Source organism: Amycolatopsis bullii (assembly GCF_014654205.1).
Taxonomy (GTDB): domain Bacteria; phylum Actinomycetota; class Actinomycetes; order Mycobacteriales; family Pseudonocardiaceae; genus Amycolatopsis; species Amycolatopsis plumensis.
Map to the genome: position 1 here is coordinate 262,579 of NZ_BNAW01000005.1, position 13,474 is coordinate 276,052.

The 13,474-nt window shown below is 70.8% G+C and carries 11 protein-coding genes and 2 pseudogenes; 10 read left to right on the top strand and 3 right to left on the bottom strand.

What is annotated here, in order from left to right:
• Nucleotides 1-91: 91 nt before the first annotated feature.
• The 8 genes from IE317_RS09625 (at nucleotide 92) to IE317_RS09660 (ending at nucleotide 9,549) form a co-directional block, all read left to right on the top strand.
• Nucleotides 92-1,528: an aldehyde dehydrogenase family protein gene (locus IE317_RS09625; protein WP_191308339.1), complete on the top strand. Its 1,437-nt coding sequence runs from the start codon at nucleotides 92-94 to the stop codon at nucleotides 1,526-1,528.
• A 72-nt stretch (nucleotides 1,529-1,600) separates the two neighbouring features.
• Complete coding sequence (locus IE317_RS09630; protein ID WP_191308341.1) at nucleotides 1,601-3,022, top strand: fumarylacetoacetate hydrolase family protein; 1,422 nt, start codon at nucleotides 1,601-1,603, stop codon at nucleotides 3,020-3,022.
• Nucleotides 3,004-3,672 carry a GntR family transcriptional regulator gene (locus IE317_RS09635; RefSeq protein WP_191308343.1) on the top strand — a complete coding sequence of 223 codons (669 nt, stop codon included), beginning with the start codon at nucleotides 3,004-3,006 and terminating at the stop codon, nucleotides 3,670-3,672. Before IE317_RS09630 ends, IE317_RS09635 begins: the two co-directional genes overlap by 19 nt.
• 17 nt (nucleotides 3,673-3,689) lie before the next feature.
• A complete protein-coding gene (gene dapA, locus IE317_RS09640) occupies nucleotides 3,690-4,637 on the top strand; it encodes a 4-hydroxy-tetrahydrodipicolinate synthase (protein ID WP_191308345.1) in 948 nt (315 codons plus the stop codon).
• Entirely contained in the window at nucleotides 4,634-6,139 is a 1,506-nt protein-coding gene (gene hpaE / locus IE317_RS09645) for a 5-carboxymethyl-2-hydroxymuconate semialdehyde dehydrogenase (RefSeq protein WP_191308347.1), read from the top strand. The genes dapA and hpaE overlap by 4 nt, the downstream gene beginning before the upstream one ends.
• Nucleotides 6,136-7,179 (top strand): 3,4-dihydroxyphenylacetate 2,3-dioxygenase, encoded by a 1,044-nt coding sequence (gene hpaD / locus IE317_RS09650; protein ID WP_191308349.1) that lies wholly within the window; start codon nucleotides 6,136-6,138, stop codon nucleotides 7,177-7,179. Before hpaE ends, hpaD begins: the two co-directional genes overlap by 4 nt.
• Nucleotides 7,180-7,234: 55 nt before the next feature.
• The gene (locus IE317_RS09655; RefSeq protein WP_191308351.1) at nucleotides 7,235-8,716 is read left to right on the top strand and encodes an APC family permease; all 1,482 of its coding nucleotides are present in this window, start codon (nucleotides 7,235-7,237) and stop codon (nucleotides 8,714-8,716) included.
• Nucleotides 8,713-9,549, top strand: coding sequence for a molybdenum cofactor biosynthesis F family protein (locus IE317_RS09660; protein WP_229902596.1), 837 nt, complete (start codon nucleotides 8,713-8,715; stop codon nucleotides 9,547-9,549). Before IE317_RS09655 ends, IE317_RS09660 begins: the two co-directional genes overlap by 4 nt.
• 121 nt (nucleotides 9,550-9,670) lie before the next feature.
• Here the strand turns inward: IE317_RS09660 and IE317_RS09665 are convergent, their stop codons facing one another.
• The gene (locus tag IE317_RS09665; protein ID WP_191308354.1) at nucleotides 9,671-10,468 is read right to left on the bottom strand and encodes an alpha/beta hydrolase family protein; all 798 of its coding nucleotides are present in this window, start codon (nucleotides 10,466-10,468) and stop codon (nucleotides 9,671-9,673) included.
• 296 nt (nucleotides 10,469-10,764) lie between these two features.
• Here IE317_RS09665 and IE317_RS45565 point away from each other — a divergent pair.
• Nucleotides 10,765-10,932: pseudogene (locus tag IE317_RS45565) on the top strand (GP88 family protein); the annotation flags it as partial.
• Nucleotides 10,933-10,992: 60 nt separating this feature from the next.
• Here IE317_RS45565 and IE317_RS09675 read toward each other — a convergent pair.
• Nucleotides 10,993-11,259, bottom strand: a pseudogene (locus tag IE317_RS09675) (response regulator); the annotation flags it as partial.
• A gap of 153 nt (nucleotides 11,260-11,412) precedes the next feature.
• Nucleotides 11,413-12,444: an alpha/beta fold hydrolase gene (locus IE317_RS09680; RefSeq protein ID WP_191308356.1), complete on the bottom strand. Its 1,032-nt coding sequence runs from the start codon at nucleotides 12,442-12,444 to the stop codon at nucleotides 11,413-11,415.
• Between the two features lie 115 nt (nucleotides 12,445-12,559).
• Here IE317_RS09680 and IE317_RS09685 point away from each other — a divergent pair, with 115 nt between their 5' ends.
• Entirely contained in the window at nucleotides 12,560-13,453 is an 894-nt protein-coding gene (locus IE317_RS09685; RefSeq protein ID WP_191308358.1) for a LysR family transcriptional regulator, read from the top strand.
• Nucleotides 13,454-13,474 lie beyond the last annotated feature (21 nt).

Here is a 13,474-nt window from a genome sequence, read left to right on the forward strand (position 1 = left end):
CGGTCGGTCAACGGGCGTGCGGGAGCGGACAAGACCCGCGGCGGCCCGGCGGCCGATACTCGGTTCACCCCAGGCCGAGGAGGACACCGGGATGGCGACACGCCTCTGCATCGACGGACAGTGGACCGAGGCCGGTGGCGGCGCGCTCCCGACCCGCGACCCGGCCACCGGCGGGATCCTCGAAGAGGTCGGCACGGCTTCACGGGCCGACGTCGACGCCGCCGTCGCGGCCGCCCGGCGAGCGCTTTCCGCGCCCGGGTGGGCCGGCCTGCTGCCGATCCGGCGCGCCGCCCTGCTGTTCCGGCTGGCCGAGCTCGTCGAGCAGCACCACGAGGAGCTGGCCCGGCTGGAAACCCTGGACCAGGGCCAGCCGATCGGGGTGTCCCGGCAGGTGAGCGTGACCGGTGCGGCGGAGCACTTCCGCTACTTCGCCGGCTGGGTCACCAAGCTGCAGGGCACCACGAACCCGGTGTCCTTCCCGGACACGCTGCACTACACCCGCCGCGAGCCGGTCGGGGTGAACGCGCTGATCACGCCGTGGAACTTCCCGCTGATGATCCTCGCCTGGAAGCTCGCCCCCGCGCTGGCCACCGGCAACACCGTGGTGATCAAGCCCAGCGAGGTCACGCCGCTGACGAGCATCCGGCTGGTCGAGCTGGTGCACGAGGCCGGGATCCCGGCGGGCGTGGTCAACCTCGTCACCGGCGACGGCGCCGTCGGCGCTCTCCTGACCGAGCACCCGGACGTCGACCACGTCTCCTACACCGGTTCCACGGCGGTCGGGAAGCTGATCACGGCGGCGAGCGCGGCGTCCAACCTCAAGCGGCTCACCCTCGAACTCGGCGGAAAGGCCCCGAGCATCATCGCGGCCGACGCCGACATCGACGCCGCCGTCGCGGGCAACCTCGCCGGCGCGACGCTCAACACCGGCCAGGTCTGCGCCGCGTACACGCGCTTCTACGTCGACCGCAAGCGTGAGCAGGAATTTGTCGACAAGCTGGCCCGCGGCCTGGAAGGTCTGCGGCTCGGGCCCGGCACCGAGGAGACCACGCAGGTCGGGCCGCTCGTGTCCGAGAAGCACCGCGAACACGTCGACTTCCTGGTCAGCACCGGCCGCGACCAGGGCGCCGACCTGGTGACCGGCGGGAACCCGGTCGACGGCGACGGCTACTTCTACACCCCGACGCTGTTCGCCGGCGTCCGCGACGACATGGCGATCATGCGCGAGGAGATCTTCGGCCCGGTGCTCGCCGTGACGGCCTACGACGACGGCGACGAGCCACTGGCCCGCGCCAACGACACCGAATACGGCCTGGCCGCCACGGTGTGGACCCGCGACATCCGCACGGCGCAGCGCTACGCGGACGGCCTCCGGGCCGGCGCGGTGTTCGTCAACATGCCCCCGATCCCGGACATGGCGGCGCCGTGGGGCGGGTACAAGGCGTCCGGCTGGGGCCGCGAGATGGGCCCGTGGGCCCTCGACGCGTACACCGAAACCAAGTCCGTCTGGCTCCACTACGGCAGCTGAAGGGGTTTCCCCGCACCGTAGATCGTATATTATTTGAGATACTTTGTCCCGAACCGGCAGGCAGGACCACCGATGACGCCTCTCCCGCAGCGGCCCGGCAAGATCATCGCGCTGCACCTCAACTACCGCTCCCGCGCCGCCCAGCGCGGCCGGGTACCGGAGCAGCCGTCGTACTTCCTCAAGCCCCCGACGTCCGTCGCGGCGAGCGGCACCGCCCTCGAACGACCGGCCGGCACCGAGCTGCTGGGCTTCGAGGGCGAGATCGCGCTCGTCATCGGCCGCACGGCCCGCCGCGTCACGCCCGAAGAGGGCTGGTCGCACGTCGACGGCGTCACCGCGGCCAACGACTTCGGCGTCTACGACCTGCGGTACGCCGACAAGGGCAGCAACCTGCGCGCCAAGGGCGGCGACGGCTTCACCCCGCTCGGGCCGTCGGTCCTGCCCGCAACCGGCGTCGACCCGGCGGCCCTGCGGCTGCGGACCTGGCTCAACGGCGAACTCGTCCAGGAGGACACCACCGCCGACCTGCTCTTCGGCTTCGGACGGCTGGTCGCCGACCTCTCGCAGCTGATCACGCTCGAGCCCGGCGACGTCGTCCTGACCGGGACGCCCGCGGGAGCGTCGGTCGCGGTCCCCGGCGACGTGGTCGAAGTGGAGGTCGACGGCGGCGGCCACACCACCGGCCGGCTCGTCACACCGATCACCGAGGGGACTGTCCACTTCGGACCGTTCGGTGCTCTCCCCCGCATCGACGAGCAGCAGCGCGCGGACGCGTACGGGACCGCCGAGCCGCAGTTCGAGCTGACGGCCTCCTTGAAGCAGCGGATCGAATCCGTCGGCACCGCCACCCTGTCGGCCCAGCTGCGCAAGCGCGGGTACGACGCCGTGTCGATCGACGGGCTCACCTCGACCAGGCCCGGCGCCCGGCTGACCGGTCGCGCGCGGACCCTGCGGTACCTGCCGTACCGCGAGGACCTGTTCACCGCCCGCGGCGGCGGCTACAACGCGCAGAAGCGGGCGATCGACAGCCTCGGCCCCGGTGACGTCCTCGTCATGGAAGCCCGCGGCGAACGCGGAACCGGCACGGTCGGCGACATCCTCGCGCTGCGGGCCCAGGTGCGCGGCGCCGCCGGGATCGTCACCGACGGCGGGGTCCGCGACCTGGCCGCGGTGTCCGCTTTGGACATTCCCACCTACCACGCCGGGCCGCACCCGGCGGTGCTCGGCCGGCGGCACGTGCCGTGGGACGTCGACGTCGCCATCGCCTGCGGTGGCGCCGCGGTCCGCCCGGGCGACGTCATCGCCGGCGACGGTGACGGCGTCCTGGTCATCCCGCCGGACCTCGTCGAAGAAGTCGTCGACGCGGCGATCGAGCAGGAGCTGCAGGAGACGTTCATCGCCGAGCGGGTCGCCGACGGCGAGCGCGTCGAAGGCCTCTACCCGATGGACGAGCACTGGCGCGGGAGGTACGCGGCATGGCGCGCGAACCGGTGAACGGCACCACGATGAGCAAGTCGCGGATCGCCTACGAGTGGATCAAGGCCCGGATCGCCGACGGCACCTTCTCCCCCGGCTACCGCCTGGTCCTCGGCCAGCTCGCCCAGGAGCTCGGCGTCAGCGTGGTGCCGGTCCGCGAGGCGATCAGGCTGCTGGAGGCCGAGGGCCTGGTGACCTTCGAGCGCAACGTCGGCGCCCAGGTCGCGATGGTCGACGAGAGCGAGTACCAGCACACGATGCAGACCCTCGCCCTGGTCGAGGGCTACGCCGCCGCGCTCGCCGCGCCGGTCCTCCCGCCGGGCACGCTGGCGAAGGCCCGCGCGCTGAACACCGAGCTGGCCGGCTGCCTCGGCGACTTCGAACCCGCGAAGTTCACCGGCCTCAACCGCGACTTCCACGCCGTGCTGTTCGAAGCCTGTCCCAACCCGCAGGTCCTCGACCTCGTCCGCCGCGGCTGGGACCGGCTCGGCCGCCTGCGCAGCTCGACCTTCAGCTTCGTGCCCGGCCGCGCCCGCGAGTCGGTCGCCGAGCACGAAACCATCCTCGGCCTGCTCGAACGCGGCGCGCCGGGCCCGGAGATCGAACAGGCCGTCCGCGCCCACCGGCTGGCCACCCTGGACGCCTACCTCGCCCACCGCCGCCACTGACGCACGAAGGGAAACCCATGCGATTCCGCTCCGACCCCCGGGCCATCCGCGGGTCGATCGCGCCCCTGATGACGCCGTTCACCGCCGAGGGGGCCGTCGACCACGACGGCCTGAAGAACCTGGTGCGCTGGCAGCTGGCTTCGGGCACGCACGGCATCTCGATCGGCGGTTCCACCGGCGAGCCCGGCTCCCAGACGGTGGCCGAACGCGCCGAGGCGATCCGGACGGTGGCCGCCGAGGTCGGCGACCGCGTCCCGTTCGTCCCCGGAACCGGCTCGGCGAAGCTCGACGAAACCCTGGAACTCACGGCGGCCGCGCGCGCCGCCGGGATCGACGCGGCGCTGGTCATCACGCCGTACTACGCGCGGCCGACCCAGGACGCCCTGTTCGTCTGGTACCGCACGGTCTGCCGCGAGTTCCCGGACCTGCCGATCATCGCCTACAACGTGCCGAGCCGGACCGCGGTCGACCTCGCACCCGAGACCGTCGCGCGGCTCTACCGCTCGTGCGACAACTTCGCCGGGATCAAGGAGACGACGAAGGACTTCGAGCACTTCTCGCGGGTGCTGCACCTGTGCGGCCGCGACCTGGTCGTGTGGTCCGGGATCGAGCTGCTCTGCCTGCCGCTGCTGGCCCTCGGCGGCGCCGGGTTCGTCAGCGCGACGGCCAACATCGCCCCGGCCGCGTGCGCCGAGATGTACACGGCCTGGCAGGCCGGTGACCACGAGCGCGCCCGCGAGCTCCACTACGGCCTGCACCCGCTGGTCGACCTGCTGTTCGTCGAAACCAATCCGGCGCCCGGGAAGTGGGTCCTGGAGCAGCGCGGGCTGATCGCGTCCGGGCACGTGCGGCCGCCGCTGATCCCGCCGACCGAATCCGGCCTCGCCCGGATCAAGGACCTCATGGCCGAAGGCGCGCAGTACCTCACGCCGGCCGACGGCTACACCGTGGAAGGAAAGCCATGAGCCACCACGTCCCGGACGGACTGCCGGGCGAGCTGAAGCACTACATCGGCGGCGAGCTCGTCGACAGCGTCTCGGGCAAGACGTTCGACGTCCTCGACCCGGTGTCGAACACGCCCTACGTGACCGCCGCCGCGGGCCGGGCCGAGGACGTCGACCGCGCGGTCGCGGCGGCGCGTCAGGCGTTCACCGACGGTCCGTGGCCGCGGATGCTGCCGCGAGCGCGGGCGCGCGTGCTGAACAAGATCGCCGACGCCGTCGAAGCCCAGGACGCCCGCCTCGCCGAGCTGGAAACGTTCGACACCGGCCTGCCGATCACCCAGGCGCTCGGCCAGGCGCAGCGCGCGGCGGAGAACTTCCGGTTCTTCGCCGACCTCGTCGTCGCCCAGGCCGACGACACCTACCAGGTGCCCGGGCGGCAGGTGAACTACGTGCACCGCAAGCCGGTCGGCGTCGCCGGGTTGATCACGCCGTGGAACACGCCGTTCATGCTCGAGAGCTGGAAGCTCGCGCCGGCACTGGCCTCCGGCTGCACGGTGGTGCTCAAGCCGGCCGAGTTCACGCCGCTCTCGGCGAGCCTGTGGGCGGGGATCTTCGCCGAGGCGGGGCTGCCGGACGGCGTGTTCAACCTCGTCAACGGCTTCGGTGAGGAAGCGGGTGACGCGCTGGTCAAGCACCCGGACGTGCCGCTGATCTCGTTCACCGGCGAGACCACGACCGGGCAGACGATCTACCGCAACTGCGCGGCGCACCTCAAGGGCATGTCGATGGAGCTGGGCGGCAAGTCCCCGGCGATCGTCTTCGCCGACGCCGACCTCGACGCGGCACTGGACTCGACACTGTTCGGCGTGTTCTCCCTCAACGGCGAACGCTGCACCGCCGGCAGCCGGATCCTCGTCGAACGGTCGATCTACGACGAGTTCTGCGCGCGATACGCGGAACGGGCCGCGAACATCGTCGTGGGCGACCCGCACGACCCGGCCACCGAGGTCGGCGCGCTGGTGCACCCCGAGCACTACGACAAGGTGATGAGCTACGTCGAGCTGGGCAAGACCGAAGGCCGGCTGCTCGCCGGCGGCGGCCGTCCGTCCGGTTTGGACACCGGGAACTACGTGGCGCCGACGGTGTTCGCCGACGTCCCGTCGACCGCGCGGATCTTCCAGGAGGAAATCTTCGGCCCGGTGGTCGCCCTGACGCCGTTCGACACCGAGGCCGAAGCCCTCGCGCTCGCCAACGACGTCAAGTACGGCCTGGCCGCGTACCTGTGGACGTCCGATCTGACGCGGGCGCACACCTTCGCGCAGTCGGTCGAAGCCGGGATGGTCTGGCTGAACTCGCACAACGTCCGCGACCTGCGGACGCCGTTCGGCGGGGTCAAGGCGTCCGGCCTCGGCCACGAAGGCGGCTACCGCTCCCTCGACTTCTACACCGATCAGCAGGCCATCCACGTCTCACTCGGGCCGGTGCACACGGCCCGGTTCGGCGCCGGGAAGGAAACCGCATGACCGCCACCCCGCCGGACGTCATCCGCTGCGCGTACGCCGAACTCGTCGTCACGGACCTGGCCGCGTCGCGGGCGTTCTACGTCGACGTGCTGGGACTCGTCGTCACCCACGAAGACTCCTCCGCGCTGTACCTGAGGGCGTTCGAGGAGTACCTGCACCACTCGCTGGTGCTGCGCAAGGGCCCGGAACCCGCGCTGGGCGTGCTGGCCTACCGGGTGCGGACCCCGGCCGACCTCGAGCTGGCCGAGGCGTACTACCGCGGGCTCGGCTGCCCGGTCACCCGGCGGCCGGCCGGCGCCACCCGCGGCATCGGCGAGGCGGTGCGTGTGCTCGACCCGCTCGGGTTCCCGGTCGAGTTCTTCCACGAGGCCGAGCACGTCGAGCGGTTCACCCAGCGCTACGACGTCCACGGCGCCGGCGCACTGTCGCGGCTGGACCACTTCAACCTGGACACCCCGGACGTCCCGGCGGCCCGGAAGTACTACGAGGGCCTGGGTTTCCGCGTCTCGGAGGACATCCAGGACGCCGAGGGCACGGTGTACGCGGCCTGGATGTTCCGCAAGCCGACGGTCCACGACGTGGCCTTGACCGGCGGCGACGGCCCGCGGCTGCACCACATCGCGTTCGCCTCGCACGAGCGGCACCAGATCCTGCACATCTGCGACCACCTGGGCGCGCTGCGGAAGTCCGGGATGATCGAGCGCGGACCGGGCCGGCACGGCGTGTCGAACGCTTTCTACCTCTACGTCCGCGACCCGGACGGGCACCGCATCGAGATCTACACGCACGACTACTACACCGGCGACCCGGACAACCCGGTGATCACCTGGGACGTCCACGACAACCAGCGCCGCGACTGGTGGGGCAACCCGGTGGTGCCGAGCTGGTACACCGACGCGTCGGTCGTGCTCGACCTCGACGGGCACGTCCAGCCGGTCGTCGAACGGGCCGAGCCGCGCGAAGCCGACGTCACCATCGGCGCGGACGGCTTCTCATACACGTCGGGGCAGGCGGAATTCAAGCTCGGCGAGCAGGTCTGACTCCCGAGCCGATCGTGCAGGGACAAAAGACGGTCCTGTCAACCAAGGAGGAGCCATGAGCGGATCGGGTCCCGGGCAGGACAGCACCTCGCTCGCCGAGAACGTCCTGGGTGTGCCCGGCATCGTGTTCCTGGTGCTGGCCGCGGTGGCGCCGCTGACCGGGATGGTCGTGATCGCGGCCATCGGCATCGCCGTCGGCAACGGCGGCGGCATGGTCGCCGCGTTCGTCCTCGCCACGGTCGTGCTGCTGCTGTTCGCCGTCGGCTACGCCCAGATGTCGAAGGTCCTGACCAGCGCGGGCGGTTTCTACGCCTACGTCGTCAAGGGCCTGGGCAAGGCCATGGGCCTGGTCGCCGGGTTCGTCGCGATGCTCGGCTACAACTGCTTCGTCGCCGGCGCCATCGGCACCAGCGGCTTCTTCACCGGCACGGTCCTCAAGGACGTCTTCGGCGTGGACCTCGACTGGATCGTGTGGAGCGCGGTCTCGGTCGTGCTGGTCTTCCTGCTCAGCCGGCGCGGCATCGACGTCAGCGCGAAGGTCCTCGGCGTCTCCCTGGTCCTCGAGGTGTCCATCCTGCTGGTCATGGACTTCAGCGTGCTTTTCCGGCACGGCTTCTCCTTCGCCGTCTTCACTCCGTCCGTCATGCTCCAGGGCGCGAGCGGGCTGGCGTTGCTGTTCGCCGCGAACGCCTTCATCGGCTTCGAAGCGACCGCCCTGTTCGGCGAAGAAGCGAAGAACCCCCAGCGGACGATCCCGCGGGCGACCTACATCGCCATCGGCTTCATCGGGGTCTTCGCCGCCTTCACCACCTGGGCCGTGGTCACCGCGATCGGCGTGGCACGGGCCCAGGACGTCGCCACCGCGCACCTGTCCACCGGGGACCTGGTGTTCTCGGTGTCGCAGGACTACCTCGGCGACGTGCTGACCAAGGTGATGATGCTGCTGCTCGTGGTCAGCCTGTTCGCGGCCCTGCTGGCCCTGCACAACTCGGCGACCCGCTACCTCTACGCACTCGGCCGGGTCGGCGTCCTGCCGCGGCTGCTGGGCCACACCCGCGCCCGCACCGGCGCCCCCCAGCACGCCGCCCTCGCCCAGCTGGTCTTCGGCTCGGTGGTGGCGCTGCTGTTCCGGCTCGCCGGACTCGACCCGGTCGCCGACCTCACGGCCAGCATGACCGGCTTCGGCACGCTCGCCATCCTCGCCCTGCAACTCCTCGCGGCGCTGGCAATCCTGGTCCACTTCCGCCGCACCCGCGACCCCCGGCTCACCCGGACGCTGATCGCGCCCGGCCTGGGTGCGGTGGGCCTCGGGCTCATCGTGACCCTGGCGATCATCAACTTCCCCACCCTGGCCGGCTCCAGCAACGGCCTCGTCCCCCAGCTGCCCTGGCTGCTCCTGATCGTCGCCCTGGCCGGGCTGGTGGTCGCCGCATGGCTGCGCCAGCGCCGCCCGGCCGTCTACCAGGCCCTGGACACCGACCTCGAACGCCAACCGGCCACCACCCCCGCCGGACACACCATGGAGGAAACCGCGTGACCGACCTCTCCGACACCGCGAACTGGCTGCCCCTCGACGGGCTCGAATCCGGCTTCGACGCCAACAAGGCGGAGCCTTCGACCGCGCTGGCCGACCGCGAAATCGTGGTCACCGACGACCGGGGCACCCGGATCACCCACCGCTTCGGCGCCGACACGGTCGGCTGGGACTACGCCCCCGGCGACACGGACCCGCTCCCGGCGGCCACCGGGACGGACCACTACGAAGCTTTCGACGTCGCCGAAGGACTCGTCTACGCGCAGTTCCACCACACGCACGAGCCGAACGAAGCGGTCAGCCTCTTCCTCGACTTCACCACCGGGCACACCCTTTCGGTGATCACCACGATCGCCGAGCCGCAGCCGGGCCGGACCCGCGTCCGGCAGGTGTTCGTGCCCGGCCACATCGACGGGATGCCGGTCAGCGGGCCGGCCCCGGCGCCCACGACCGCGCTGATCGGCCGGCGCGCGCTGTGGGTGTACAGCGAGGACCACGCTTACGAGCACGTCTACCTCAGCCCGCAGTGGTACACGTGGCAGTGCCTGGCGGGGCCGGAGCGCGGCCTGGCCGACACCGACGAAAACACCGCCTACCAGCTGCGCCCCGGCATCTACGTCTTCACCTGGCGGGAGAAGGTGATCCCGTGCGCCGCGGTGACGGTGGCCGATCACCGCAACGCCCACGACCTGCGCTCGCACGGAGCGCTGTTCGGCTTGGACCAGACCGGCCAGGACACCACGCACTTCACCTTCGGCGCGTTCGGCCGCCTGCTCAGCACCACCGTCCACCCCGCCCACCTCGACCCGGCACAGCCTGGAGGAGACCGGTCATGAGGCCGTAGCCTCGACGCGTCGGCGACGCCGAGGCGGTCGCGGACTGCGTCGTGCCCGAATGGACAGACGAATCCATCCAACGCATTGCCGAGCTCGAAGTGAAGCAAGTCGTCGAAGTCGCCTAGCCTGCGTCCGCGAGGTGGCGTCGGAACCACGTGGTCAAACCGGCGTCGACCTCGCGAGCCGGCGGCAGCTGGGGTGCGGGCTCGATGCCGGGCTCGTCGGCGAGCGGGTGGGCCAGCTGAGGGATCGACAGCAGTTCGGCCCCATCCCCTGCCGCGTTGACGAGGTCCAACGCATCGGCGCGCAGCGACGGGTGATCCAGCTCGCCGCTGACGACCAGCAGCGGCGCGCGACCGGCGACGGAACCAGCCCGGGCAACGAAGTCCAGGCTGTCGACGACCTCCTCGGACTCGGCGTCATAGGGATAGTCGCCCGGGAACAGGCCGACGACGGACCGCATCCGGATGGCGGCGTTCACGACCGCGCCCGCGAAGACCGGAATGTCGGTGTCGGCGAGAATCCGCAGCGCGACGGCCCCACCCAGCGAGCCACCGAGCACGCCGATCGGGCCGTCATCGACCGGCAGCTGCGCACGGATCGACTCCAGCGCGGCCGGGAACTCCTCGGTCGCCTGCACGAGGATGGGGTACAGAGCGGCCATCAGGACGTCCTTGCGGAGAAGCTCCAAACCCGCGTCCATGCTGCCGTCGACCATGCGCGCCCCGCACATCGGCAATCCCAGGTGCACCCGCCAGGCGGGCAGGCCGTTCATCGGCAACGCGGCAGCGAACGCAGCGTCCGACCGCGGCGCGTCCAGCATGTGCCAAGTGACGATCAACGGCGCCGGGCCGTCGTCGGCTGGCGGCAGAGCGGTGAACGGCACGCCGGCCGCCGTGCCCGTGATCGGTGAATGCATGCGGCCACGGTAACGTCTGCGGCAGCGTACTGGGAATCCGTTGCGCTACCAGCGAAATCAGTGACAGCGACTGGCACGTCTCGTAAAGGTCAGCCACTAGATCACTGTGTTTGCCCAAACGGGCAAACACATCCGGCGCGATGCAAGTAAGAAGAACCAGGCCGTGACACAGTAAACACATAGCGACCCGAGACGGATGGTTTGTCAACGACAGCAGGGCTCGGTCGTCGCAAACATGTAACTACGCATTATCGCGGGCCGACGGACTAGAGCTTGCCTCCTCAGTCGGTAAAATCAAGGAAGTCTCCCGATTCCGGGAGTTCGTCGAGCCGGACGCGCCGCCGGACTTCACCGAAGCGGGGTGGGCCTCGCCGGAAGCCAGTGATCTGCTCGCGGTCCTCGGCCCGCGGCTGGTCGGCGTGCCGGCCAACCGCATCCCCGCCTACCTCAAGCGGCTGGCCGGGCACGGCGCCCGCGTCCAGCCCCGCGACCCGGTCGGCGACCTGATCCCGGGCGGTCAGCATCAGCACCGGCAGATCCCGGCCGGCCGCCCGCACCGCCGGCAAGTCTCCAACCCGGCCGAGGCTGGGCATCATCACGTCGAGGATGAGCAGATCCGGCGCGTCGGCATCGACCCCGTCGAGCACGGCGAAACCGTTGGCGACGGTGCTGGTGTCGTAACCCTCGACCTGGAGCACCCGCTCCAGCGACTCACGGATGGCGGCCTCGTCATCCGCGATCATGATCCGCACGCCGGCCCGCCCCTTCCCGTCGACGCTTTTGCCGCTCATCCTCCCCGGTCAACCTGAGGCCAGGATTAAAGCGCCGCCGCTGCGGTATCGAGGCCTCCCCATCTCTGACCCGCCCCCGGCCGGCGAGCGGTGGGGTCCTGCACCGCGGCCTGGGTCCGGCCCTCGAGCATGAGATCCACGCTCGTCCTTCGGTCAGTGTTCCGGCGCCTGCTCGGCACCGAGGACCTCGCGCAGGACCGTGCTGCTCTGCCCGGGGTTCTCCAGCGGCCAGAAGTGCCCGCCGTCGACGTAGCGGACTTCGACGCGGGCCGCATGGGGGATGCGTTCGGCGGCGTCGGTGAAGAACTCGCGGGGCTGGGTCCGGGAGTCCCGGCCCTGGATGATGGTCACCGGCGAGCGCCAGCGGGGGATCAGCTCGCTACACCGCTGGATCCACTCCTTGCGGAACGTGGAGGCCATGCTGTAGCGCGGGACCGCCCGGGTGATGCCGGGATAGGAGAACTCCTGGATGACGCGGCGCATGTCGTCGTCGGCCACCGGCAATTCGCCGATCATGGTGTAGGCCCAGACGACGAACCGGTTCGGGTCCTCCAGCAACCCGGACCACGGGGCTTCGGCGAGCAGTTCGTCGTGCGGGGCGAGGTCGGGGTGGTAGTGGTACAGGTGCCCTTCGCCGCGCACGTAGTGGCGGATCCGCGCGGGGTGGGCGGCCGCGATGTGGTCGCCCTGCACGGTTCCCCGGTCGTGCGTGACCAGGACGAACCGGTCCACTCCGATCGTGTCGAGCAATGTGACGAGTTGCGCGGCGGCACCGGCTTGGCTGTAGTCGCCCCGATCCTTCCCGGATTGCCCGTAGCCCTTGAGGTCCACCGCGATGCAGCGGTACGAGTCCGACAGCGCGGCCATCTGGTGGTGCCACATGAACCACGAGTCGGGCATGCCGTGCAGGAACACCACAGGCTCGCCGGTGCCGGTCTCCACGTAGTGCCACCGCACTGTTTCCTGGTCACCCGGGGCGTCCACGAAGCGGTGCGTGAACACCCGGCCGTCGAGTACCTCGGTGTCCCCGTCGTGGTCCGCCGGCCGCGGCCGCACGTCGGCGTAGCGCTCAAGGCGCTCGGCCAGCAGGGCGTCCGGCGGCACGAAGTGCTTGATCGCCTGCCGGGCCCGGTCGGGTAGTTCGGTGTAGCGCCAGGGGAATTCCTTGGTTTCCTCGACAGTCACGCCGGTCTCCTCGTCACGACTCGCGGGTCTTTGCCCTTCCACCTTCACGGCAGGCGAGTCATCATGTCCAACGATGCTTGGTGATGAATGCCAGCACGATCAGTGATAATGCGGCGTGGAACTCCGTCATCTCGAGTACTTCGTCGCGGTCGCCGACACCGGCGGCTTCACCCCGGCGGCCAGAACGCTGCACGTCGTGCAGTCAGGGGTGTCGGCGACGATCAAGGCACTGGAACGTGAGCTCGGATCGGCGCTGTTCACCCGAAGCCCGCAGGCCGTCACCCTGACAGCGGCCGGACACGCCCTGCTGCCCCGGGCGCGGGAGACCCTCAACGCGGCCCGCGCGGCCAAGGACGCCGTCCACCGGACCCAAGGCACGGTGCACGGCACGGTCATGGTCGGCACCCAGATCTCGGTCGACTTCGTCGGCATGCCCGGACTGCTGGCCGAGCTGCGCACCCGCCACCCCGGGGTCACCGTCCGGCTCCGGACCGCGATGGAGGGATCGGCGGGCCTGGCTCAGCACCTGCGTGAAGGCCGGCTCGACGTCGCCATCCTCTCCCTGCCCGGTCCCCCGCCGGCCGACCTCGACACGCGGCTGCTGGCCTCGGCTCCCATGGTCGTCTACGTCCCCAGCTCGCATCCGCTGGCCGGAGAGGGCCGCGCGTCACTGGCGCGGCTGGCCGAGTTCCCGTTCATCGACTCCCCGCCCGGCTTCACCAACCGCACCATCGCCGACCAGGCGTTCGCCGCAGCGGGCGTGCAGCGGGAGGTGACCCTCGAGGTGCCCGACGTAGGCACCGTCGCCGACTTCATCCGGGCCGGACTGGGCATCGGGTTCCTCGGCGAGCGGCTGGTGCCCGACCTGACCGGCCTCGACACCGTCCAGGTCGCGGACCAGGAACTGCGGTGGCGGCTCGCCGTGGCCACGGCTTCGGCGCGGCGCCCGGGCGCGGCCACCACGGCGTTGCTCGACCTGCTCGGCGAACGACACCCCAGCCCGAGCTGAGGCGCCGGTCCACATCGGCAC